Annotated in this window: 22 protein-coding genes and 1 riboswitch; of the genes, 17 read left to right on the forward strand and 5 right to left on the reverse strand. The window is 60.0% G+C overall.

Annotation, left to right across the window (positions count from 1 at the left end; translation table 11 throughout):
• Window positions 1–7: 7 nt before the first annotated feature.
• A complete protein-coding gene (locus SIAM614_RS04795) occupies window positions 8–694 on the forward strand; it encodes a hypothetical protein (protein WP_006932513.1) in 687 nt (228 codons plus the stop codon).
• Window positions 695–827: 133 nt separating this feature from the next.
• On the opposite strand, the gene SIAM614_RS04800 is transcribed toward SIAM614_RS04795, so the two are convergent.
• Window positions 828–1,649: an alpha/beta fold hydrolase gene (locus tag SIAM614_RS04800; protein ID WP_006932515.1), complete on the reverse strand. Its 822-nt coding sequence runs from the start codon at window positions 1,647–1,649 to the stop codon at window positions 828–830.
• A 290-nt stretch (window positions 1,650–1,939) separates the two neighbouring features.
• On the opposite strand from SIAM614_RS04800, the gene SIAM614_RS04805 reads away from it, so the two are divergent.
• Together SIAM614_RS04805 and SIAM614_RS04810 are read left to right on the forward strand one after the other, a co-directional pair.
• Window positions 1,940–2,398, forward strand: coding sequence for a MarR family winged helix-turn-helix transcriptional regulator (locus SIAM614_RS04805; RefSeq protein WP_040439298.1), 459 nt, complete (start codon window positions 1,940–1,942; stop codon window positions 2,396–2,398).
• A complete protein-coding gene (locus SIAM614_RS04810) occupies window positions 2,395–3,111 on the forward strand; it encodes an HAD family hydrolase (RefSeq protein WP_006932517.1) in 717 nt (238 codons plus the stop codon). Before SIAM614_RS04805 ends, SIAM614_RS04810 begins: the two co-directional genes overlap by 4 nt.
• 6 nt (window positions 3,112–3,117) lie before the next feature.
• On the opposite strand, the gene SIAM614_RS04815 is transcribed toward SIAM614_RS04810, so the two are convergent.
• Window positions 3,118–4,065: an AraC family transcriptional regulator gene (locus tag SIAM614_RS04815; RefSeq protein WP_006932518.1), complete on the reverse strand. Its 948-nt coding sequence runs from the start codon at window positions 4,063–4,065 to the stop codon at window positions 3,118–3,120.
• 184 nt (window positions 4,066–4,249) lie between these two features.
• Between SIAM614_RS04815 and SIAM614_RS04820 the strand changes: the two genes are divergently transcribed.
• Both SIAM614_RS04820 and SIAM614_RS04825 read left to right on the forward strand, forming a co-directional pair.
• Window positions 4,250–4,621, forward strand: coding sequence for a hypothetical protein (locus SIAM614_RS04820; RefSeq protein ID WP_006932519.1), 372 nt, complete (start codon window positions 4,250–4,252; stop codon window positions 4,619–4,621).
• Between the two features lie 192 nt (window positions 4,622–4,813).
• Window positions 4,814–5,299 (forward strand): YHS domain-containing (seleno)protein, encoded by a 486-nt coding sequence (locus SIAM614_RS04825; RefSeq protein WP_006932520.1) that lies wholly within the window; start codon window positions 4,814–4,816, stop codon window positions 5,297–5,299.
• 91 nt (window positions 5,300–5,390) lie between these two features.
• Here the strand turns inward: SIAM614_RS04825 and SIAM614_RS04830 are convergent, their stop codons facing one another.
• Complete coding sequence (locus tag SIAM614_RS04830) at window positions 5,391–6,071, reverse strand: energy-coupling factor ABC transporter permease (protein WP_006932521.1); 681 nt, start codon at window positions 6,069–6,071, stop codon at window positions 5,391–5,393.
• A gap of 52 nt (window positions 6,072–6,123) precedes the next feature.
• Window positions 6,124–6,333, reverse strand: a riboswitch (cobalamin riboswitch).
• A gap of 325 nt (window positions 6,334–6,658) precedes the next feature.
• Between SIAM614_RS04830 and SIAM614_RS04835 the strand changes: the two genes are divergently transcribed.
• The 5 genes from SIAM614_RS04835 (at window position 6,659) to SIAM614_RS04855 (ending at window position 13,350) form a co-directional block, all read left to right on the forward strand.
• Window positions 6,659–6,892 (forward strand): hypothetical protein, encoded by a 234-nt coding sequence (locus SIAM614_RS04835; protein ID WP_040439299.1) that lies wholly within the window; start codon window positions 6,659–6,661, stop codon window positions 6,890–6,892.
• Window positions 6,893–6,942: 50 nt separating this feature from the next.
• On the forward strand, window positions 6,943–7,467 hold the full coding sequence (gene aroQ, locus SIAM614_RS04840) for a gamma subclass chorismate mutase AroQ (RefSeq protein WP_050789321.1): 525 nt from the start codon (window positions 6,943–6,945) through the stop codon (window positions 7,465–7,467).
• Between the two features lie 636 nt (window positions 7,468–8,103).
• Window positions 8,104–11,034 carry an ATP-binding protein gene (locus tag SIAM614_RS04845; protein ID WP_006932525.1) on the forward strand — a complete coding sequence of 977 codons (2,931 nt, stop codon included), beginning with the start codon at window positions 8,104–8,106 and terminating at the stop codon, window positions 11,032–11,034.
• Between the two features lie 106 nt (window positions 11,035–11,140).
• Entirely contained in the window at window positions 11,141–12,376 is a 1,236-nt protein-coding gene (locus SIAM614_RS04850; RefSeq protein WP_006932526.1) for a hypothetical protein, read from the forward strand.
• A gap of 173 nt (window positions 12,377–12,549) precedes the next feature.
• Entirely contained in the window at window positions 12,550–13,350 is an 801-nt protein-coding gene (locus tag SIAM614_RS04855; protein WP_006932527.1) for a class I SAM-dependent methyltransferase, read from the forward strand.
• Between the two features lie 9 nt (window positions 13,351–13,359).
• On the opposite strand, the gene SIAM614_RS04860 is transcribed toward SIAM614_RS04855, so the two are convergent.
• Window positions 13,360–14,781 carry an MFS transporter gene (locus SIAM614_RS04860; protein WP_006932530.1) on the reverse strand — a complete coding sequence of 474 codons (1,422 nt, stop codon included), beginning with the start codon at window positions 14,779–14,781 and terminating at the stop codon, window positions 13,360–13,362.
• Window positions 14,782–14,911: 130 nt separating this feature from the next.
• Here SIAM614_RS04860 and SIAM614_RS04865 point away from each other — a divergent pair, with 130 nt between their 5' ends.
• The 6 genes from SIAM614_RS04865 to SIAM614_RS04890 all read left to right on the forward strand — a co-directional run bounded on the left by SIAM614_RS04865 (window position 14,912) and on the right by SIAM614_RS04890 (window position 19,557).
• The gene (locus SIAM614_RS04865; RefSeq protein ID WP_050789322.1) at window positions 14,912–15,352 is read left to right on the forward strand and encodes an Rrf2 family transcriptional regulator; all 441 of its coding nucleotides are present in this window, start codon (window positions 14,912–14,914) and stop codon (window positions 15,350–15,352) included.
• 210 nt (window positions 15,353–15,562) lie between these two features.
• A complete protein-coding gene (locus SIAM614_RS04870) occupies window positions 15,563–16,780 on the forward strand; it encodes an NADP-dependent isocitrate dehydrogenase (protein WP_006932532.1) in 1,218 nt (405 codons plus the stop codon).
• A 142-nt stretch (window positions 16,781–16,922) separates the two neighbouring features.
• Complete coding sequence (locus tag SIAM614_RS04875) at window positions 16,923–17,543, forward strand: ABC transporter ATP-binding protein (protein WP_006932534.1); 621 nt, start codon at window positions 16,923–16,925, stop codon at window positions 17,541–17,543.
• Window positions 17,540–18,346, forward strand: coding sequence for an ABC transporter permease (locus SIAM614_RS04880; protein ID WP_006932535.1), 807 nt, complete (start codon window positions 17,540–17,542; stop codon window positions 18,344–18,346). Before SIAM614_RS04875 ends, SIAM614_RS04880 begins: the two co-directional genes overlap by 4 nt.
• A complete protein-coding gene (locus tag SIAM614_RS04885; protein ID WP_006932536.1) occupies window positions 18,343–18,978 on the forward strand; it encodes a glutathione S-transferase family protein in 636 nt (211 codons plus the stop codon). Before SIAM614_RS04880 ends, SIAM614_RS04885 begins: the two co-directional genes overlap by 4 nt.
• A 141-nt stretch (window positions 18,979–19,119) precedes the next feature.
• Window positions 19,120–19,557: a hypothetical protein gene (locus SIAM614_RS04890; protein ID WP_006932538.1), complete on the forward strand. Its 438-nt coding sequence runs from the start codon at window positions 19,120–19,122 to the stop codon at window positions 19,555–19,557.
• A gap of 153 nt (window positions 19,558–19,710) precedes the next feature.
• Here the strand turns inward: SIAM614_RS04890 and SIAM614_RS04895 are convergent, their stop codons facing one another.
• On the reverse strand, window positions 19,711–21,060 hold the full coding sequence (locus SIAM614_RS04895; RefSeq protein ID WP_208983898.1) for a cyclic nucleotide-gated ion channel: 1,350 nt from the start codon (window positions 21,058–21,060) through the stop codon (window positions 19,711–19,713).
• Between the two features lie 191 nt (window positions 21,061–21,251).
• On the opposite strand from SIAM614_RS04895, the gene SIAM614_RS33295 reads away from it, so the two are divergent.
• The gene (locus tag SIAM614_RS33295) at window positions 21,252–21,377 is read left to right on the forward strand and encodes a hypothetical protein (RefSeq protein WP_006932540.1); all 126 of its coding nucleotides are present in this window, start codon (window positions 21,252–21,254) and stop codon (window positions 21,375–21,377) included.
• The last annotated feature ends 189 nt before the right edge of the window (window positions 21,378–21,566 follow it).

Raw genomic sequence — 21,566 nt, forward strand, 5'->3', positions numbered from 1 at the left:
ATTCTGAATGTTTTTTCGAAAAAAGAAGCAGCTTCCTGTCGTCCGCAACGGGGCCAAGGAAGAGTTCACGCTCTTTTCGGCCACAGACGACACCCACTCCCCGAAGTGGTGGCCGGACACGAGTTTTCTGGTGCATGCGCTCAGCGATGGCGATTTTTCAACCCTGCGCGGTGCCATACAACTCATGGACGATGAGCACGAACCAGTCTTCCTGACCGGACCCGGCAGCGTCACGAACGAACTATATGCCCGTCTGGAACACCTCGGCTACATGAGCGTCACGGAAAAGCCCCTGCCCGACGAGCTGCAAGGGCATTTGGTCGAGCGTGGCCTGACCGACTACGGCAGGGAACATATCGCCGACTTCGTGATTGCCCAGCGCATCCAGATGGAGGAGCTTGAGGGCAACAGGGAGCCGCTGGAAGACTTCTGCACCAAGTTCGACAATCTGCGGGAGCATCACACCGGCTTCCCGCTGGAAGCCCTGCACACGTTCCGGATGTTCTTCTCCGATCCCCGGTATGATTTCGATCTGGACCAGTCTTCAAACTATCTTTTCCGCCTCTACAAGATGTTCGGCATCGTCGAGATTTCCGATGAAGGTGTGGCGCGCGCAAGCCGCTTCGGCTCAATGAATGTGCCGTTTCTGTTCGATCTGCTTCTGAAAGAGCGTGGGGCAACCGTCAGACACTAGGTGTTGAAAGCCTTGTGCATCCCGCCCCTACCGACTGACCTTACATCGCTGGTCCCCAATCCGTCCGGGAAGACGAAATTGCGACTGGTGACAAAAAAGGGCGGCCTGAGCCGCCCTTTTTTAAGGAAGCCGCTTATCCGCGGATAAACGCCAGAACATCTTTGTTGAACGCCTCAGCCTGCAATTGAGCAAGGCCGTGGCCGCCGCCCGCGAAGATCTTCAAGGTGGCGCCCTCAATGATGTCCGCGGCCCGGTGCGCTGACGCCTTGATGGGCACGATCTGGTCGTCGTCGCCGTGAACGATCAGCGTCGGTACCTTGATAGCCTTCAGATCCGCCGTGTAGTCGACTTCCGAGAACTCGTGGATACAGTCGTACTGCCCCTTGATGCCACCGGCCATGCCCTGCAGCCAGAAGCTTTCCTGCAGGCCCTCGTTGGTTTCAACCCCGTCGCGGTTGAAGCCATAGAAAGGCACCGTCAGATCCCTGAAGAACTGCGACCGGTTGTAGGCGGTTCCCTGGCGGATACCGTCGAACACCTCCATCGGCGTTCCATCCGGATTGTCCGCAGTTTTCAGCATCAAGGGCGGAACCGCGCCGACGAGAACGACCTTGGCCACCCGGTCATTGCCATGTCGGCCGACATAGTGGGCAACTTCGCCGCCGCCCGTGGAATGACCGATCAGGATCACGTTCTTCAAATCCAGATGCTCGATCAGTTCGGCAAGATCGTCCGCGTAGCGGTCCATGTTGTTGCCGTCCCAGGGCTGGCTGGAGCGGCCGTGGCCGCGGCGGTCATGGGCAATCACCCGAAAACCATTCTGGCCGAAAAACAGCATTTGCGCGTCCCAGGCATCAGCCGACAGCGGCCAACCATGGGAGAAGACGATCGGCTGGCCCTGCCCCCAGTCCTTGTAGAAAAGCTCCGCGCCGTCGGATGTCGTGAAAGTCGTCATTTTCAAATTCTCCTGTTCAAGCAGTTGTTTTGCGGCACCGAACTTCGGCGCCATCACCAGACCGAGCCCGAGGACACCGCCGCCAATCAGCGTCTGGCGACGGTTGACCTTTGGCCCAACGATCTTGTTTCCCATCGGATGATCTCCATTTAACTCGTGCGCGATTTAATCGTGTACGATGTATATGTATCAGCAAGTTCGCTCTGTCAACGCTTGCCAAGAAAAAAAATGCTGCTTAGGAACGGTTCATGTCAGAACGCACTGAAAACAAAGACGCCTCCGGGACCTCGATGGAAACCGGCCCGCAAGGCCAAGGCGGAGATCTCGACGATTTTCTCTGTTTTGCCGTCTATGAGGCCAATTTGGCCTTCAATCACCTGTACCGGTCTCTGCTGGAAGAGCTTGGCCTGACCTATCCGCAGTATCTGGTGATGACCCTGCTGTGGCGCCGGAACGAGCGGACGGTCAAAGATATCGGCGACGCCCTCAGCCTGGAATACAACACACTGACGCCGATGATAAAACGCCTGGAAGCAATGGAGCTTGTCTCCCGCATCCGCGATACGCAAGACCAGCGCGTCGTCAATGTCTGCCTGACGGCCAGGGGCAGCGCACTCAGGGAAAAAGCCGCGGCTATACCGCAATGCGTGGCAGAGGCATCGGGCCTGACGGACAAGGCTTTCGAGGATCTGAAGTCGGCTCTCGACACCTTGCGTTCCAACCTGAAATCCACGGGAGACCGGAGTTGAAAAACGGAACAGGCAACATCACGGCCATCCTGTTCGACAAGGACGGTACGCTGCTCGATTTCGATGCGACGTGGGCGTCGGCCTATCGCGAGACCTCGCTCCATGCAGCCAGGGGCGACCGGGCTCTGGCCGACAGGCTGCTGGAACAGACCGGCATGGACCTGACGACCGGCAAGTCCGCGGCCGGTTCCCTGCTTGCTGCCGGCAACTCCGCCGAAATCGCTGCCGCGTGGATCGCCTGCGGCGCCGACTTTCAGGAAGGCGTGCTGACGGAAGACCTCGACCGGGTGTTCATTGGCTGCATGCATGATGCAGCAACGCTTCCAGGCGTTCCCGAAGCTGTCGAGACCCTGAGCGCAACCGGGTTCACCTTAGGCGTTGCCAGTAGCGACAGCGAAGCGGCCATCAGGGCCTTTCTCGCCGGCACCTGCCTTGCCCCCCGTTTCGCTTTCGTCACCGGTTATGACACCGGTTTCGGCCCCAAACCGGAACCCGGCATGGTGCATGGCTTTGCAGAGGCAACCGGTCTTGCGCCGGGCCGGATCGCCGTTGTCGGCGACAACACGCATGATCTGGAAATGGCCCGTTCGGCAGGCGCCGGGCTTTGCATCGGTGTCCTGACCGGCACAAGCGCACGTCATGACCTGGAATCCCTGGCCGATGCCGTTCTGGACAGCGTGGCCGACCTGCCTGCGTATCTCTCCTGTCGCTGACGCAGGTCAGGCAGATACTCCCGCCCCCTGCCGACGCACTTGTCCGGGTGTCTGGTTGAACTGGCGCTTGAAGGCCCGGTTGAAGGCAGCCTCCGAGCTGTAGCCGATGTTCTCGGCGATATCGATCAGGGGCAGATCCGTCTCGCGAATGTCACGCCGCGCCCGCTCCATGCGCCAGTGGGTGACATAGGCCAGCGGCGTCATGCCGACGAGGTTTGTAAACCTGTCGGCGAAAACCGTTCGGGACATGCCGGCCTCCCGGGCAAGGCTTTCCACCGTCCAGGGCTTTTCCGGCGCCAGATGGATCTTGGACATGCTGCGGCCGAGTTTCGGGTTGAGCACTGCCGCCAGGCATCCGGCCCTGTCGCCCTCCCTGTCGACAAATGTGCGCACCACCTGGATGAAGATGATCTCCGTCAGCCGGTGGATGATCGCCTCGGACCCTGGCTGCCCCGCACGCACCTCGCTGGCAACAAAACGCATCACCGCCTCCAGCCAGAAGGCATTCATCGTCTGGGTGTTGGGCAGATGGATGACGGCCGGCAAGGCATCCAGAAGTGGATGAACCGAACCTTCCTCGAACTCGAAATGACCGCAGAAAAGCTTGCAGGCCATATCCTCGTCAGGCCCGCCATAATAGAGCGCTCCTTCCCCCGCATAACCGGATTGCCGCACGACCTCGTCCACATCGGCGGCGGGACGGTCCGGTTCATCGCTCAGGATATGCGCGGCCCCGTGCGGAATGACGGCCAGATCGCCGGTCGCCAGGCGGATCGGCTTATCAAGGCCGTCCACTGCCAGCCAGCAGCCGCCGCGCATTGCCATGTGGAACCGCGCCACATTGCCGAAGGCAGGCACCCGCACGGCCCAGGGAGGTGAGAAACAGGTATGGAAATAGACGGATCCCCGAAGTTTCAAGGCATCCAGGATCTGGGTCAGGGCATCGTGTTTCATGCAAGGCAGGCTCCGGCTTGAGGCGCTCCTTCTGCATTTTTGCACCAACAGCTCAAAGCGCAAGGCTCCCGGACGATCAGTCAATTTTCAGGGACTTCCGTGCATGGATAGAACTGAAAGCTCGCAACATCTTTGGGCTCGTGGGCAATCCGCCCTCGGATAACCAACCTGGAGCACCTGAAAGATGTCTGTCCGCTTCGTTACGAAAACCATGCATGCCTACCTCGACTATCCCGTCGCCATCGGCCTGATTTCCCTGCCGGTCTTGCTGAACCTCGGCCAATCGAACCCGTTTGCCTTCTGGCTGTCCTTCCTGACCGGCTTCGCAGCCCTGGTGCTGACGATCCTGACGGATCATCAGACCGGCATCATCCGCGTCCTGCCCTATTCGGTGCATCTGGCCGTGGATTTCGCCGTCGGCGTCGTGTTCCTGGCAGCACCGTTTGCCCTTGGCTTCACCGGCCTTGACTTCGCCTACTACGTGGTCAACGCCCTTGCCGTTCTGACCGTGGTCAGTCTTGCCAAACCGCAGGAAGCCGTTCCGCAGACCGCCTGAAGGGCCTGCGGCGACCGAACCTTCGGACCAAAAGACACCGGCCACCGCGCCGGTGTTTTTTTGTGCCGCAATCCGGACGATCTGCAAATCCTCAGGAACTTGCGAACATGGAGAGGCCGGCATTTCGGACGCAAGGTAGAGGCACCGGAGCACATCCGGCCTTCAACCTTCACATCCTTTCAGGAGTAGAACATGTCCTTGATGAAATCCGCCCTCGCCGCAACTGTGCTGAGCCTTGCTGTCCTGTCCGTCCCGGCGATGGCCGCTGACGAATACAACACCTCCAGCGGCCTGACTGCGGCCGGCAGCCCGCTCGGTCTCCATGGCGTCGATCCCGTGGCCTTTGTCAGCCTGGGCAACCGCATTGACGGTACGGCACAATACACGGCCGTGCACGATGGTGTTGCCTATTACTTCGCATCCCAGGAAGCCATGGATGCGTTTACCGCGCATCCGGACCAGTATCTGCCGCAGAACGGCGGCTTCTGCACCTTTGGTGTTTCTGTTGGCAAGAAGTTCGACGGTGACCCGCAGTTCGCCGCCGTTGTCGACGGCAAGCTTTACCTGTTCCTGAACGAGGCCATCTTCCGCGAGTTCCAGAAGGACCAGTCCGGCACCATTTCCAAGGCGGAAGCCAACTGGAAGAAGATCCGCACGACCGCCGCGACGGAACTCTGACAGGCTCTCCGGCCAGACAGCCAGAAACAAACAAAAAGGGCGGCCCAGGGCCGCCCTTCATGGTTTCAATTCAGCCAAAAGCCTTGAAGGCTCAGGCAGCCGCGTCGTGCAGGCGGCTTTCGAAAGCAAGGTTCCGGGTCAGCGGTGCCAGGGTCTTGGCAGCGGCCAGAACAGCCAGGTCGGCCAGCGGCTCACCCAGGATCACCAGCATGTAGGCAACGCCGAAGGAGCCGACGGACGCCATGTTCTCGGCACCGAAGCCCTGACCGTAGAAGGCCCAGAAAGCAACCCAGCCAACGATACCGGCCTGGAACGTGGTGGAAAGCGCCAGCGCCTGAACGTAGGAAACGTCAACATAGGCGGTCTTTTCCGGGATGATCCGGTTGGCCAGCAGGCTGACGGCCCACAGCGGTACAAGCAGCGTGGTCACATTGATGCCGTACTGCGGCAGATCGAAAGGTGCAAACAGGGCGCCCTGAAGCAGAAGACCCGCGGCCAGGCCAATGGCAGCCGGACCGGCGCCGAACATCAGGAACAGGGTTGAGCCCAGAATGAAGTGAACTTCGGAAACCCCGACCGGATAATGCGGCAGAACTTCAAAGAAGCAGAAAACGGCAACCGTCGTGATGACAGACCGCACGGCCAGGCTGAGAACGCCGCTCTTGCGGATCGTGTCGAGCGCCATTTTGCCGAGAAGGCCGAAGGAAGCAGCTGCTGTACCGTAGCTGAGCACGATTTTGGCACCGTCGACGATGCCCGGTTCGATATGCATGTGTTTCTCCTTTGCGCACCCTCCGTGCGCGAGCAGATGTTGTAGACCGGCCCAATGGGACCGCTGGATGGCAGGTTTCCTGGCTCGCGAGTCTCCGCGCAGCCCGCCTTCCCGGATCGCTCCAGTGGCTCAAGGGCTTTGCTCTTCGCTTACAGTTGCGGGGGCAGCCACGGTCTTGGTCCCTGTTGGGTACGCCTCACCGTGTTCCCATTTCATCCGCCGTTACGCTTGTTCGGGCGAAACCATCACACGATCTAGGTTTGCAAGGATTGGCAATGCACTGCAAGCGAATTTTCGCCATATTCGCTCTGAATGCGACATTGCATCGAAATTTTGCCGCCTGAGGATCGCGGAATAAATCTGCCGGATAACCGGAGAAATGGACACAGGGACATCAAACACATCTTTTGAAAATGAGCTTCTGCCTGCTGTTCTTTCCGGCCTCCCACGACCGCAAACCAAAGAACAAAAATAAATCCGTTCTTTATTAAACTTTTCTGTATTTAGGGTAATGGCGATTTTTACTTGCAGAAACCCTAACGAAAGATAACCTCGCTCGTATACAAAGCACATCGTGAGAGTTTGCAATGCCCTTTACCAAATTGGGAACGCTGATCGCTGGTGTCGTCTTTTTTCTTGGTTGCATTCAGCTGGCACTTTTGGCCGGCGTTACCCTGGGTGCCATCACCGAACCGCGTCCGGGTTTTTTCCTTGGCAATCTGACACGCGAACAGGCCCTCGACAGCGGACTTCTGAAGATCATGGCCGCCGTCGCCTTCGGCGTGATCACCGAAATCAGCCGGTCGGTTGAACGGAAGTAGATCACAACCTCAGGCTTGCCGCAGGTGAATACCTGTGAAAGTCTGCGGACATGTTGAGATCGATTCCCTTGGCCGCCCTGGCGGTATCCCTCCTCGCTGCCACAGCCACTCCCGGCTGGGCTGCGCCTGTCAAGCTGTTCAGCGCCATTAACGAGCGCCTGTCCTACATGCAGTCGGTTGCGGCCTGGAAAGCGGATAACGACAAGCCGGTCGAGGATCTGCCGAGAGAAAGGGTGGTTCTGGAAGCCGCCCGCGCGAAGGCTGTCGAGAACGGCCTGTCCGCCGACAATGTCACCCTGTTTTTCCAGGCGCAGATCGATGCCGCCAAGGACATTCAAACCTGCTGGATCGACCGGTGGAACGGTGGTGAAGCCCGTCCGCTGAACGTGCCCGACCTGATCAAGGACGTCCGCCCGGAACTGCTGCGCCTCGGCAACGACATTCTGACCTTGCTTGCCGAAACCCCGGTCGAAGCCTCCGACAAGGAGGCTTTCACAGAGGCAGTGACCGTGGAATGCCTGTCTGACGATGCAAGGAATGCTCTCTTCGAAGGCCTTGTGGACGTTCACGAGTAGGCCTTTGCGTCAGAATATACGTGCTGGCGGTGACATCGTTAGCCGCCAGCCGCCCTCGATACGACACGGCTCACAAATGCCGCTCGCCTCGCTCGGCAATTTCCGAGATCTTGCGGCCAACACGCGCGACCTCGCAGCAGCTTGCGGTCAGGTCTCTCCTTCTGTTCGGGCTGAACGTTCGGCCGAACAATGCAACCTGCAAGGATTTCGCAATCGTCTCCCACGAACGAAAATCCTGTTTTCCATTGGAAATGTCAGGCGAGAGACCAGAGTCTCGCCGACACGGTGCCTGAGCGCACGACAGCAGGGGCACGGCGGCTGCTTTACGAGCCCACTTTTTACGAGCACACAGCCTCACCACGCATCAAATCCGCTTTGACGCCCGGTATTTTTGACATTGTTGGTTTGTTGGTAACTTTTGTGGTTTGTTGTTAAGGGGGAGCAACTATAAATTGTTTAGGCTCTACCTGTACCGGATTCTGCTTTCGGATATTGCCTGGATTTTTCGGGGTAGCAATGAAAGTCTCTTCTACCGGAAAGACTGAGACAGCATCGGACTGTAAAACTGAAAAATCTTCAGGCAACGAAGGTTTACGAGCAGATCTTGATATTTCACATGGCTCATTCCGCGCCTCATTGAGCCTTGCCGTTTTCGGGTTCGACGATCCGGCAGCCATGCACAACCAGATGAGCGAAGAACATCTGGCGGTGCTCGATCGCCGCTTCTCAACGGTGTGCGCCGTGGCGGCCTCCGAATTCGGCGGCAAGCTGGTCAATTTGCCGAACGGGCGGAAAGTCCTCACCTTCGGTGTTCCCCACCCGCATGAACTTGACGCGGAGCGGGCGGTGCTCGCAGCCCAGAAGGTTCTGCGCAGTTTCGAATGGAGCAGCTTCAAGTGCCCGGCGCGCTTGAGATGCGGCATTGCCAGTGGCGAGGGCTTCATAGTCCTCGATGATGGCCCCAACATGTCTCCTCTGGCTGTTTCCGGCCCCGTTTACGACAAGGCCTTGCACCTGGAGCAGCATGCTCCTGGCAATGTCCTGCTGGTCGCGGCGGACGCGAGAGCGCTCTTTCGCAGCAACTTCATGGCGCGAAAGGTCCAGCTCGGCAGTGAAGATGAAACCGCCTGGGAGGTCTCGCCAGCAATCGTCCCCTCCACGCGGTTCGACCCGGGAGACCAGGATCCGAGACTTCGATACTTCATGGGCCGCATGAAGGAGCTGCGCCTTCTGGGAAAAAGCTGGGCGACGTCGAAGAAAGGCCCGGCGCAATCGGTCCTCATCGAAGGCGAGCCGGGCATCGGCAAGTCGAGCCTGATGAACGCCTTCCTGAAAAAAGTACAGGCGGACCAGCCGCTGGTTCTCAATTTTCTCGGCTCCGCCCATCACAGACGCACACCGTATTTTCCGATTGCCCAGGGTCTGTTTTCGTTTCTGGGGCTGAAAGGCATGCAAAGCCCCTCGTTGCTCAGCACCGTCATTCATAATTTTCTGAGTGACCTTGGCCTCGATACCATGCGCGACAATGCCAACCTGCGCGCCATTCTCAAAAGCGGCGGCATCGAAAGCCACGTGCCTCAGGCGGAGGCCGCGGCGGAAAACCCGGTGGAAACGCTCATCGCCTGTTTCAGGCAACTTTCGGACGTCAATCCGGTCATTCTCGTTTTCGAAGATGCGCACTGGATGGACCCAAGCACGCTGAAGCTGATGACCGCGCTTCCCGGTGCACTTGGCAATAGCCGCGTCCTCTCCCTGATCAGCACGCGCCCCGGTCCCGGACCGGAAAACCTGGAAAGCTCTGTCGACGCCATCTGCCGGCTGGATAATCTGCCAGAACCTGAAGCCCGGGCGCTGGCCGACTTGCTTCGGCCGCCCGACATGACGGATGCCCAGTTCGAGACCATTGTCCAACGGTGCGACGGCATTCCGCTCTTTCTGGAAGAGCTGATGAATATTGCGGCCGAACGTGGCAGCCGTTTTTTCGAAGACGGACCGGAAAATCTGATCCCGGCGTCCTTGAGGGAAACGCTGGCAGCCCGGCTGTCGCATCTGGGTGGCAACAGGGACATACTGCTTGTGGCCGCAGTCATCGGACGGGAATTCAATATCCCACTGCTTTCGGTCGTTACCGGAGTGCCCGAAGACGCGTTGGCCACCCAGTTGGAGACCTTTCAACGCTCCAACCTGATTTACCGGATCGGTTCGCCGCAGGACGGGGTGTTCGAGTTCAAGCACAGCCTGGTTCAGGATCTGGCCTATCAATCCATAGAGCCCGGTGCGCGCGGCCGCTATCACGCGCGCATCGCCGAAGCGCTGACCGAAACCCCGGAGCGCTATCCGCCCGTCGCAGCCGAAGTCATCGCCCGCCATTTTCAATACGCCGGCAACATCCCGGCCGCGCTCGACTATCTGGAAGTTGCCGGTGTCGAAGCCGTGCGCGTTGCCGCCCACCGCGAGGCGGGACGCTATTTCCAGAAGGCTCTGGAACTGGCACAGAACATCGGCAACGCCGCAGAAAGGGACGTCGCCGTCAGCCGCTTCCTGTTGCTGCTCGGGCCGCAGTTGATCACCAACCACGGCTTTGCCTCCAACGAAGTGCAGGAGGTCTACACCCGTGCGCGCCACCTGACCTCAAGCGACACCGGTTCGCCGGAAATGCTGCAAATGCTCTGGGGACTGTGGGGCGCACATATCGTCAGGGCCGACATTGCCTTCGCCAAAACACTCAGCGACGATTTCCTGCGGATGGCCCAGGCAAGGCAGAACGGGCTGGAGGTCTCCGCCGGTCTCTATATGGCCGGTGTCGGCGCCTTCTATGTCGGCGATCTGGCCAGGGCCGAGCAACTGCTGCTGCGCTCGGTCGAAGCCGCTCTGGCGGCTGATTTCGACGAGATGATCACCAAGTACAGTCTGGATCTCGGCATATTGGCCCGCTCCTATCTGAGCTGGTGTTATGCCCTGATGGACCGTCCGGACGACCTTCGCGACAATGCGCTGTCGCTGGAAACGGCCGCTCTTCTGTCGGATCACGCCTTCTGCCAGGCTTTCAGCAGTTGTTTTCTGTCGACCACCCACAATTTCCTCGGCAATTCCGCTGAAGCCGAGCACCATGCCCTGGCGGCGGCCTCTCTCAGCCGCGAGCAAGGGTTTGCCCAGCAACTGGCGCAAGCCGACATCAACCTCGGCCGCGCCCAGGTCACTTCGGGCGACCCTTCCGGCCTGGACAGGATGCTGGACGGCTTGAAAGCCTACCTCGGTACGGGCGCGGTGCTTGCCCGCCCCTATGCGGAAGCCTGGATTGCCGAAGCGCAGCTTCACCGGGGCGATCCCGGCACTGCCTTCAGTCGGCTGATAGAGGTGCGCAGATTCACCCGCCGCTCCGGCGAACGCTATTATGACGCCGAACTGCTGCGCCTGTCCGCGCTTGCGGCAAAAGCGACACGCCCGGATGCCAGGCATCTGGTCAGGACGCTTCTCGGCAAATCCGCCAACCACGCCCGCCGGTCGGGAACCGACCTCCATCTGCTAAACCTGAAGCCCCACCTGAGCGCTTTCCCTGCGGTTTAGGCGACAAGCAAGATCATCTGCCTCCGGGCCAAACACCAAATTTAAATCAATAGCTGTATATTTTGACAAGGCACCAAAAAGGTGCATGGCTATTGATGGGGCAGACATGACGATACAGACACTTGTGAAACATGGTCTTCTGATTGAAGGCCGGTTGATACGCGACACCGCGCAGTTGAAGCTTGACCTGCTGGACCTTGCCGGAGACGAGCATAAGGAAACCATCCAGGGTCGATTGGCGGACGAGATCATCGTCACCTCCGCAGCACAAACCCAGCCACTGGAATTTCCCTCGCTGAAGCATTTCTGGGAAAACCTGCTGTTTCGCATCGGTGCTGTCGCCTCGATGACAGCTCTCACCTCCGGCGTCTACGACTGCGATTATTACGACCCGGCGACCGGGCCGGAAGCACGTTTGGGCTCAACGGACAGTGCCCGCGTTTCCAGATACTGGGCATTCGAGACGCCGGGTGGCACCGACGCAGACTGGCAGCAGGTTGTCACTGAGGAGGCCCTGGCCGCCATCCTGCCGCAGAACGGGCACGCGTTGCCGTTCCGCGGCGAATGCGCGGGAGCCTTCCAACTGACCGTCTTCTGGGGTCTTCTGAACGGGCTCGGCTCCGAGCGGTTCTGCGAAATCGCAAGCCAGTTCGGCACGATGCTGGTCGGCCCCTGGACGGACAATCCGGCAACCGAATTCATGGCCGAAAAGGCGTCGCTTCAGGACCCGCCGATCCCGGGTGACTACATGTATTTCAAGAACAAGGACGACTACCTGGAGTGGGCGCCCGACGGGTTCTGGCAGGGCCTCAACGCCATGTATATGGGCCAGGACATGCTCGGCACCCGGCATTACTCCGGCATGGGGGCAAGCTGGCTGAGCGAGCAGAACCTGCGCGCTTCTCTGGTCAATGCCTATTATCACGACTGCTATCCGCATATCGTGGCCTGTCCGCAATCCGAAGTCCGCTTCACGATCCGCCGCCTGCTGCAAATCCCGTCGACAATCACCAAACAGGCCTTGCCCTTGCAATCTGCTCATCCTTCCAGGGGCACGGTCCCGACAATCACCGCACTCAAGGCAGGCGGCTACCAAGCCATCGCCCGGGACACCTACGAGAACCAGCGCACGACGGTGAACGAATGCACGACCCTCTTCGGCATTACCGCGCTCGACCTGCACCAGCAGCAAAGTTCAGGCCTGGAAAACCCGGCCTCGCGCTTTGACGCTCCCGGGGCAACAATCGTGCTCACCTATCATGACCCGGAAGCCGGCCGACGCGATCCGGACGCCGTCGTCAGGGTCATCGTGAAGCTGAAACCCGGCCTGACAGCAGGCTGACATATAGCACCCCGCCCTTTCCCGACGCACTGTTGCGGGAAAGGGCGGGCGCCACACCAAAGACGGCAGACAGGCCCATTCAGGGGGTAAGCTCGATTGCCGTTGTCCAAATCCGCATTCACAGGCACTATTTTCGCATCAGGAAAATCAATCCTGGGCGGGAGGCCGAGGACATGTCCGGTAATGCGCAACACGATTCCTGGAGTGCAGGTCGCAGCTACGATCATTACATGGGCAGATGGAGCCGATTGATCGCAAGGGAGTTCGTCTCCTGGCTCAACGCACCTGCTGATGCCGACTGGGCAGACATAGGGTGCGGCACCGGAGCCTTGACCGAAACCATACTTGATATGGCAGCCCCGAAAACGGTCGTCGGTCTCGATCTGTCAGAAGGCTTCGTGATGCATGCTCGGGAAGCGATCACCGACGCAAGAGCGCGCTTTGAGATTGGATCTGCACAGGACCTGCCGCTTCCCGACAACTCCGTAGACGTTTCAACGTCCGCTCTCGCCCTCAACTTTGTTCCGGACAAACTTAAGGCACTTGCCGAGTTCCGCCGCATTACCCGCCCAGACGGGATAATATCCTTCTACGTCTGGGACTATCCGGGCGGTGGCATGGGCTTCATCGACGCCTTCTGGAAAACTGCCGCTTCAATTGATCCAGCTGCCGAAGATCTTGACGAGGCGCTCCGGTTTCCCTTTTGCACCCTGGAAGGGCTCCAGAAACTCTGCACTGAAGCCCAGTTACCGGGTGCAAGTGTTCACGCCCTTGAAGTGGACACCGTGTTTCCGGGGTTTGAAGAATTCTGGCATCCCTTCACGCTCGGGGCCGGGCCGGCGCCCGGGTATTGCATGAACCTGACCGAGGAAAAACGGGATGAGCTGAAAGCAAAGCTCCGGGACCAACTCGACACCGGTGGAGAAATCCGCCTGCCGGCGCGAGCCTTTGCTGTCCGCTACCCGCACCTTTGAAAAATCAGCTCACCTGCTGCGGAACTTGTACGCAAGACCAGCAGCAAGCACAGTGAGCGCAAAACACGCACCAGCCGGATAGAGCAGCGTTGCAGCCGCGGCCTCCCGGTAGAAGGCCTCACTGCTTCCAGCCACCAGACCATGAAAGAAGATCTGGCCTTGCACAGCGATGCCAAGCGCCATGCCGATCTGCTGGAAGGCCTGGAGCACGCCGGACCCCGCACCAGCATCCGGCCCGGAGACCCGAGACAGCACGAGCTGGAACAAGGCCGGGATCGCCGTTCCTGTTCCAAGTCCGACAATCAGGAACGGCAGCGCCAGCAGGCTTGCGCTCATTCGATCGGCAACCAGCAGCCGAGCTGCAAGCAATGCGCAGAAAACCGCCAGCATGGCAAGGCAGACCCGCGCCGCCTGAAAGCGGGTTCCAAAACGGCCTGTCAGCGTGGAAGTAAGCATCACACCGACCGGGTGCGGCGCCAGGATGAGCCCGGCAATCATCGGCGACAACCCAAGGCCAGCCTGCAGGAAGAGCGCCATCATGAAGAACAGTCCGGCAAGGCCGGAAAAGAACAGCGCGACAAATGCGACCCCGGCAACAAACACACAGTCCCGCGTCAACAGCACCGGCAGAAGCTGCGCCTTGCCGAGAAGCGCCCTGCGCTGCTGCAGCCGGTAGAACAACACACCCAGAACGACGCTCAGTCCCATCAGCACAAAGCACCAGGCAGGCCAGCCGAACTGCCTGCCTTCAACGAGAGGAAACACCAGCGCCAGCACTGCGAGGGTGAAAAGAAACGTTCCGGACCAGTCCGGCATCACCCGGCTCTCGTTTTCGATATGCGGCAGAAAGCGAAGAGCACCCGCCAGGGAGATCAGCCCCACGGGCAGATTGATCAGGAAGATCGGCCGCCAGCCCAGCCCGAAGACATCAGCTGCCACGATCACCCCGCCCACCAGCGGCCCCGCGACGGCCCCAAGCGCACTGACGGAGCCGAACAGGCCAATGGCCTTGCCCTTTTCCTCTACAGGAAAGATCACATGAACGATGGCAAGCACCTGTGGCACCATCATCGCCGCGCAGAGCCCCTGCAGCGCCCGGCTGGCAATCAGGAAGGTGATGTCGGGCGCCAGTCCGCACGCCAGCGAACTGGCAGTAAATCCGGCCACACCCCAGCGGAACATCCTCCCCCTGCCCGCAACATCTCCAAATCGGCCGAAAGGCAGCAATCCGGCGGCAAAGGCCAGCACATACACCACCAGCACCCATTCGAGCTGGGTATCCGAGGCACCGAGCCCCTGACGGATGGAGGGCAGCGCCAGATTGACCACCGAGACATCGAGAACATTCATGAACATGGCAAGATAGAGCGCGGCGAGTGCCGCCCAGCGATTGCGCCTTTCCCCGACTGCGCCGACAAACAAAAGGGACATTCAGAACTCCTGGAAACGCGTAAACTGATTTTGTTACTTATAAAGTTACATATTCAGATTCGTCAATCTCATGTACCTTGAATTGTCACGTAACCGAATCCGGCATAAGGTTTTCGAAACGGAGACTTCAATGCGAACCGACAGCCGATTGCCACGTGTGCTTCACGTGCTCCTGCATCTGGACCAGACACAAGACCCGGTGACGTCCGACCAGATCGGGAAGATGCTCAACACCAACCCATCCCTCGTCCGGCGCACCATGGCAGGGTTGCGGGAAGCCGGTTTTGTCGGGGCCACCAAGGGGCATGGCGGCGGCTGGGTGCTGGCCAAGAACCTGGACAGCATCTCGCTGGCCGAGGTCTATGCCGCGCTCGGCTCACCACAGCTCTTTGCCGTCGGCAAGTCCGCCGATGCTCCCACCTGCCTCCTGGAACAGGCAGCCAACCGGGCAACCTCGGCAGCCCTTGAGGCAGCACGGGAGACGTTTCAGGAAAAGCTCGGACAAGTGACGGTGGCCGATCTTGTCCGCCCGCATGCACAGGAAATCCGGCAGCATCAGGAAAAGCTGTAAACCTGAAATTTGGGCGCAACCCTTGGGCAAGCTGCAAGTTATTCCTTGGAGGCGAACTTCAGGGCATTGTCTGGAGCAAACCGAAGAGCCCCCTTGCCTCGCAGCGCAGCATTGTATACAAGCGCACACAATAGAAATCCGATACAACTCAAATCGGTTAGATTTCCGTTTCGCCCTCCCTTCTTCTAGACCCGCGAGGCAATGCGCATCATGGCAAAGATCAAAGTCGACAATCCGGTCGTCGAGCTCGACGGCGATGAGATGACCCGGATCATCTGGGCCTTTATCAAGGACAAGCTGATCCACCCCTATCTCGACATCGACCTGCTCTACTTCGATCTGTCGATCCAGAAACGCGACGAGACCGACGACCAGATCACGGTCGATGCAGCCAACGCCATCAAGGAACACGGCGTCGGCGTCAAATGCGCCACCATCACGCCGGATGAAGCCCGGGTTGAGGAATTCGGCCTGAAGCGCATGTACCGCTCGCCCAACGGCACGATCCGCAACATCCTCGGCGGCGTGATCTTCCGCGAACCGATCATCATGCAGAACGTGCCGCGCCTGGTGCCGGGCTGGACCCAGCCGATCATCGTCGGCCGCCATGCCTTTGGCGACCAGTACCGCGCCACCGACTTCCGTTTCCCCGGCAAGGGCAAGCTGACCATCACCTTCACCGGTGAAGATGGCCAGGTGATCGAGCACGAGGTCTATGACGCGCCGTCCGCAGGCGTTGCCATGGCGATGTATAACCTCGACGACTCGATCCGCGATTTTGCCCGGGCATCGCTGAACTACGCGCTCAACAGAAAAGTGCCCTGTTACCTCTCCACCAAGAACACGATCCTGAAAGCCTATGACGGCCGCTTCAAGGACCTGTTCCAGGAGATCTACGAAGCCGAATTCAAGGACCAGTATGCGGAAGCCGGCATCTGGTACGAACACCGGCTGATCGACGACATGGTCGCCTCCGCTCTGAAATGGTCGGGCGGTTACGTCTGGGCCTGCAAGAACTACGACGGCGATGTCCAGTCCGACACCGTCGCCCAGGGCTTCGGCTCGCTCGGCCTGATGACCTCCGTGCTGATGACCCCGGACGGCAAGACGGTGGAAGCGGAAGCCGCCCACGGCACGGTCACGCGCCACTATCGCCAGCTCCAGAAGGGCGAGAGCACCTCGACCAACTCCATTGCTTCGATCTTCGCCTGGACCCGCGGTCTCGCACACAGGGCCAAGCTTGACGACAACCAGGAGCTTGCCCGTTTTGCCCAAACGCTGGAAAAGGTCTGCATCGACACGGTGGAATCCGGCCACATGACGAAAGACCTCGCCCTGCTCGTCGGTCCGGATCAGGCCTGGCTCACCACCACCGGCTTCCTGGACAAGATCGACGAGAACCTTGCCAAAGCCATGGCTGCGAGCTGAAGATCTGCCTTCAAAGGCTGAAGCACCAACACCGCGGCTGTGTCCGCGGTGTTTTGCTTTAAGGGCCAAAGGCAAGCTGGCGATTGTCCCTCTCCCCTGCCCGCGCTAGGCTTGCCTGGTTGGCCGCCAGAGGAGAGGACGGGTGCTGACGATCCGCGAATTGAAGACACCTCTGATCGGCCCCATAGACCTTGCCTTGCATGCGGGTGAAGCCGTTGCGGTTTCAGGCCCCTCCGGCGCTGGCAAATCCCTGTTTCTCAGAGCAATTGCCGATCTCGATGAAAGCACCGGCCATGTTGCGCTGGATGGTACCGAGCGGGAAGCCATGCCAGCTCCCGAGTGGCGCCGCAAGGTGGCTTACGTGCCTGCCGAAAGCGGCTGGTGGGCTGACCGCGTCCTGGATCATTTTACCGAAACCGCAGACCTTTCCAGTCTGCTGCAACAGGTTGGCCTTGCCGATGCGCGCTCGTGGGAAGTTGCCCGGCTTTCCACCGGCGAGCGCCAACGCCTTGCCCTCGTGCGCGCGCTCCAGGCTGAACCGCAGGTTCTGCTTCTGGATGAACCCACTTCCGCACTGGATCCGCCTTCCGTGACGCTGGTCGAGGCGCTGGTCGAGGCGCTGCTGAAACAGCAGCTTGCGGCCAAGCGCGCCCTTCTGATCGTCAGTCACGACCCGGATCAGCCGGGCCGCCTCGGTGCACGGCGCTTCGTCATGGACAAAGGCTGCTTGACAGCGACCTCTTGTCAGGAGCCTGCCGCGTGACCGGCTATCTCGCCCTCACCTACTGGGACCTTGTCGCCGCCTCGGTATTCCTGCTTCTGAATGCCGTGTTTTCCATCGTGCTGGATCTCGGCCTCACCCGTACGCTCATCGTCTCGGCCGTGCGCATGAGCGTGCAGTTGATCCTGGTGGGGCTTGTTCTGAAGGCGATTTTCCTTGCCGGGTCCCTGCTCTGGACGCTGCTGGCCGCGGCCGTGATGCTGGCCTTTGCCGGGCGTGAAATCTGGGCCCGTCAGGACCGGCGGCTGTCGGGCCTCTGGGGTCCTGGCCTTGGCGCCGCTGCCATGCTGGTCGCCGGCACACTGGTCACGGTCTATGCCCTTGCAGGCCTCATCAGGCCCGATCCGGTCTGGATGCCGCAATATGCGCTGCCGCTTTTCGGCATGGTGCTCGGCAACACGATGACCGGGGTCAGCCTTGGCCTCGACACGCTCCACACCGCACTTGCCCGTGGCCGCCGCGAAGTGGAAGCCCAGCTGCTGCTGGGGCGCACCCGCTGGGAAGCAACCCGCCCTTTCACCCGGCAGGCGCTGCGGGCCGGGTTCACACCCATCATCAACGCCATGGCCGCCACGGGTGTCGTGTCTCTGCCCGGCATGATGACTGGCCAGATCCTGTCCGGTGTCGATCCGCGCGAAGCGGTTAAATACCAGCTCATGATCATGTTTCTTCTGGGGGGCGCAACAGGGCTCGGTGTCCTTGGCGCAACCTTCGGCAGCCTCTGGCGTGTGTCCGACACCCGCCACAGACTGCGTCTTGACCGTTTGAACGGAGGTTCACGATGATCGAACTCTATGGCGCCGATTATTCGGTTTATGTGCGCTCCGCCCGGCTGGCGCTCCTCGAAAAGGGCGTTGCCCATGAGCTTCGCCCGATCGACGCATTTGCCTCCGGCGGGCCGCCGGCAAGCTATCTCGAGCTGCAGCCTTTCGGCAAGATCCCGGCGCTGACGCATGACGACTTCACCCTTTACGAGACAGCGGCCATCCTGCGCTATGTCGATGAAGCCTTCGACGGACCACCACTCCAGCCCTCCGCGCCTCGAGCACGGGCGCGGATGACCCAGTTTCTCTCCATTCTCGACAATTATGCCTACAAGACCCTGGTCTGGGACATCTACGTGGAACGGGTGTCAAAGACACGCGAAGGGGCGCCGGCCGATGAAGTCAAGATTGCCTCGGCACTCGGCCCGGCCCGAACGATCATTGGCGCACTGGAGGCGATCGCCGCCGATGGCCCTTTTCTGTTGGGAGACCAGCTCACACTGACCGACTGCCATGCCGCCCCGATGCTGGCCCTGTTCGAAAAGGCCGATGAAGGCGCGCTCCTGCTGCGCTCGGCACCGAGGCTATCCGCCTGGCTGCAGACGTTCAGGGACCGCAACAGCTTCAAGCAAAGCGCCCCGGCAGGCCACTAGCTTCCGCGCACCAGGTGCTGCGCCAGAGCGCAGGGCAAGACCAGGACATCCGTGATAATCTCGACACTTGCCGCCTTGCCCACAGCCCCCACTCCCATGGCGAGGCACATTGAATCATTTTCTGAAGAAGGGGATTTTTTGATGAAGTTTCAGAAGCTTGTAATTGTTTTCTTGAGCACCCTCCTGCTGCTGTGGGCCGGTCTGGCGGCATCGGCACAAACCGTCCATGAGCCCGCGCGCGGCACCGGAGAACGCAAGGAGATCCTCGACGCGGTGCGTCCGATGATAGAAGCAAGGGTCGGTCCGCCGGTCGAATTCGTGGTTAACTGGATGCGCTCGGGCCACGGATGGGCCTTCGTGCAGGTTTCGCCGCAACGTCCGGGAGGCGGCGTCATTGACCTTTCCCGCACGACCTTCGCCTCGCAGGCGGAATATATGGACGGTCTCGTCACCTTTGCGCTGCTGCGCTACCAGTTCAACCGGTGGAACCTGGTGGACTTCGTCGTCGGCCCGACGGATGTCTTCTGGCAGGGCGATCCGCTCTATGCGCAGGTGCCCCGCGGCCTGACACCCTACTGACCGGCCTGGGGCGTGGCCCAATGAAGGAAGACGCAATGGCGTTAGAAATGGCGAAACCGCGTTGGGAAGTGTGCGCGGAGCGGGCGTTCTGCCCGGTCAAGCAAGCTGACGACACGAGTTGAACCCATTTCATCTTCATTTATGGGGCAGCACCTAGCGGGCCGGTTCCTTCGGTGAAGGAGTGGCGTCTTCCGGGCGGTCCTCTTCGCTGCCGGTTTCTTCCGCGCCGTCGTCTTCCGGAGAGCAGCTCTCCTCTTCAAAGAGTTCCGGCTCCTGGTCGCTTTGCTCCGACGAGGCAAAGACGCCCGCCTGCTGCAATTCCTCTTCCGCCAGCTCACCCAGCACACGCTTGCCGGCGGCCACACGGTCGCGCGCTTCGTCCATGATCTTCTTGGCCAGCCCCTCGTCCCTGTCCATCAGGTGTTTCAGGGCTTCGGCTTCCAGAACCAGGAGCTGACAGTCCTTGTAGGCAACCACCTTCGCGGTTCTCGGCGTCTGGTTGATCAAGGCCAGTTCGCCGAAGAAGCTGCCCTCACCCAGATAAACCGTGTCGTGCTGCAGGCGAATTTCCACCTCACCATCGGCGATGAAATACATCTTGTCGGCAACGTCGCCCTTGTCGGCTATCGTGCCGCCCTTGCGCACCCGGAGCGACTGCAGCAGCTTCGATACTTCGGCAATCTCAGTTGCCTTCAGGTCTTCAAACAGCGGCACCCGGGCCACCATGGACCAGGTAACGACAAAATCCCGGCTATGGATCTCGCGGGCGAAGGCTGAGGCAATGATGCCGACCGGCAAGGCAATGAGCCCATAGCCCATCAGCATGACGATGCCCCCAACCATCTTGCCAAGATTGGTGACCGGAACGACATCGCCATAGCCGACGGTCGTCACCGTGGTAATCGCCCAATAGATTCCGTGCAGAATGCTTCGGAACTTTTCCGGCTGGTCGTCATGCTCGATCAGATACATCAAGGTGGCAGCCATAAGGATGACCCCGGAGATGATCATGCTCGACCCGAGCAGCGCCCTGCGCTCGTTGCCGACAGCGGAAATCAACGAACGCAACGCCGGTGAATAACGGGCGAGCTTCAGGAAGCGCAGCAGCCTCAGGATGACGACCATCGTGACCGCCTGATTGGGCAGGAACACCACGAACAACAGCGGCAAGGCGCCGATCAGATCGATGATCGCGTCCGGCTGGATCGCATAGCGCAGCCTGGAAAACACCGGCCCGTAACGGCGCAGCGGCGGGTGAAGATCGGCCACGTAAAGACGCAGAATATATTCTGCCAGAAAGACAAAGCCGCTCACGAACTGAATGAGGCGCAGATGCGTGCTCAGGATGTCGCGGATTTCCGGCACGGTTTCCAGCACTGCAAGCGCGATGTTGATCAGGATGAGGACGATCAGGAAGTTCCGCAGCACGCGCGCGCCGATGCGCCGTTTGCCTGTGTCCTCAAGCAGCTCATAGAGCGCTCGTTTGAATTCGTGGCCGGACACCAAGCCCCCCGTTTCTGTCTTTGCTCGCATTTTCATGAATAGCGGAAAGACAGGCTACGACAAACCTTTCCGCACCGACAGCCCCTCTCCTGTCGCACGAAGCTGTGCATAGGGGTGAGAGCATCGTGATTGGGTTAATTTGCCGCAGGCCCCATCTTCAAGGATAGCCAACCGCACCAAAGGAGGATGCCATGACCATAGACACCGACAAGGCACGCGCCGCAGTAACCACACCGCACCACATCGTCCTGAAAATGTTGCTGGTCTCAACATTCTTCGCAGCCGTCGCACTGGCGATTACCGCTGTGGTGAACTGACCCGACTGGCTAACGCTTAAGGTTGGCGTTGATGAACCCGCTCGGCTAAGCCGCTCCAACCCAACCTCTCCATCGTCACCCGGCCAAGCGAAAGCGCGAGCCGGGACCGGGGAGCCACAGGTCTTTCGGTTATCATGTAATAACAGCCAAAGCTCGCGGGCTCCCCGATCCCGGATCTCCGCGTCGATG

The organism is Roseibium aggregatum IAM 12614 (assembly GCF_000168975.1).
GTDB classification, from domain to species: domain Bacteria; phylum Pseudomonadota; class Alphaproteobacteria; order Rhizobiales; family Stappiaceae; genus Roseibium; species Roseibium aggregatum.

What these genes read in the sequence shown, in the direction of transcription:
- SIAM614_RS04865 (WP_050789322.1), top strand. Translation starts at nt 14,912, where the DNA reads ATGCGAACCGACAGCCGATTGCCACGTGTGCTTCACGTGCTCCTGCAT.
- SIAM614_RS04885 (WP_006932536.1), top strand. Translation starts at nt 18,343, where the DNA reads ATGATCGAACTCTATGGCGCCGATTATTCGGTTTATGTGCGCTCCGCC.
- SIAM614_RS04860 (WP_006932530.1), bottom strand. Translation starts at nt 14,781, where the DNA reads ATGTCCCTTTTGTTTGTCGGCGCAGTCGGGGAAAGGCGCAATCGCTGG.
- SIAM614_RS04820 (WP_006932519.1), top strand. Translation starts at nt 4,250, where the DNA reads ATGTCTGTCCGCTTCGTTACGAAAACCATGCATGCCTACCTCGACTAT.
- SIAM614_RS04800 (WP_006932515.1), bottom strand. Translation starts at nt 1,649, where the DNA reads ATGACGACTTTCACGACATCCGACGGCGCGGAGCTTTTCTACAAGGAC.
- SIAM614_RS04815 (WP_006932518.1), bottom strand. Translation starts at nt 4,065, where the DNA reads ATGAAACACGATGCCCTGACCCAGATCCTGGATGCCTTGAAACTTCGG.
- SIAM614_RS04835 (WP_040439299.1), top strand. Translation starts at nt 6,659, where the DNA reads ATGCCCTTTACCAAATTGGGAACGCTGATCGCTGGTGTCGTCTTTTTT.
- SIAM614_RS04855 (WP_006932527.1), top strand. Translation starts at nt 12,550, where the DNA reads ATGTCCGGTAATGCGCAACACGATTCCTGGAGTGCAGGTCGCAGCTAC.
- SIAM614_RS04795 (WP_006932513.1), top strand. Translation starts at nt 8, where the DNA reads ATGTTTTTTCGAAAAAAGAAGCAGCTTCCTGTCGTCCGCAACGGGGCC.
- SIAM614_RS33295 (WP_006932540.1), top strand. Translation starts at nt 21,252, where the DNA reads ATGACCATAGACACCGACAAGGCACGCGCCGCAGTAACCACACCGCAC.
- SIAM614_RS04850 (WP_006932526.1), top strand. Translation starts at nt 11,141, where the DNA reads ATGACGATACAGACACTTGTGAAACATGGTCTTCTGATTGAAGGCCGG.
- SIAM614_RS04805 (WP_040439298.1), top strand. Translation starts at nt 1,940, where the DNA reads ATGGAAACCGGCCCGCAAGGCCAAGGCGGAGATCTCGACGATTTTCTC.
- SIAM614_RS04830 (WP_006932521.1), bottom strand. Translation starts at nt 6,071, where the DNA reads ATGCATATCGAACCGGGCATCGTCGACGGTGCCAAAATCGTGCTCAGC.
- SIAM614_RS04825 (WP_006932520.1), top strand. Translation starts at nt 4,814, where the DNA reads ATGTCCTTGATGAAATCCGCCCTCGCCGCAACTGTGCTGAGCCTTGCT.
- aroQ (WP_050789321.1), top strand. Translation starts at nt 6,943, where the DNA reads ATGTTGAGATCGATTCCCTTGGCCGCCCTGGCGGTATCCCTCCTCGCT.
- SIAM614_RS04890 (WP_006932538.1), top strand. Translation starts at nt 19,120, where the DNA reads ATGAAGTTTCAGAAGCTTGTAATTGTTTTCTTGAGCACCCTCCTGCTG.
- SIAM614_RS04870 (WP_006932532.1), top strand. Translation starts at nt 15,563, where the DNA reads ATGGCAAAGATCAAAGTCGACAATCCGGTCGTCGAGCTCGACGGCGAT.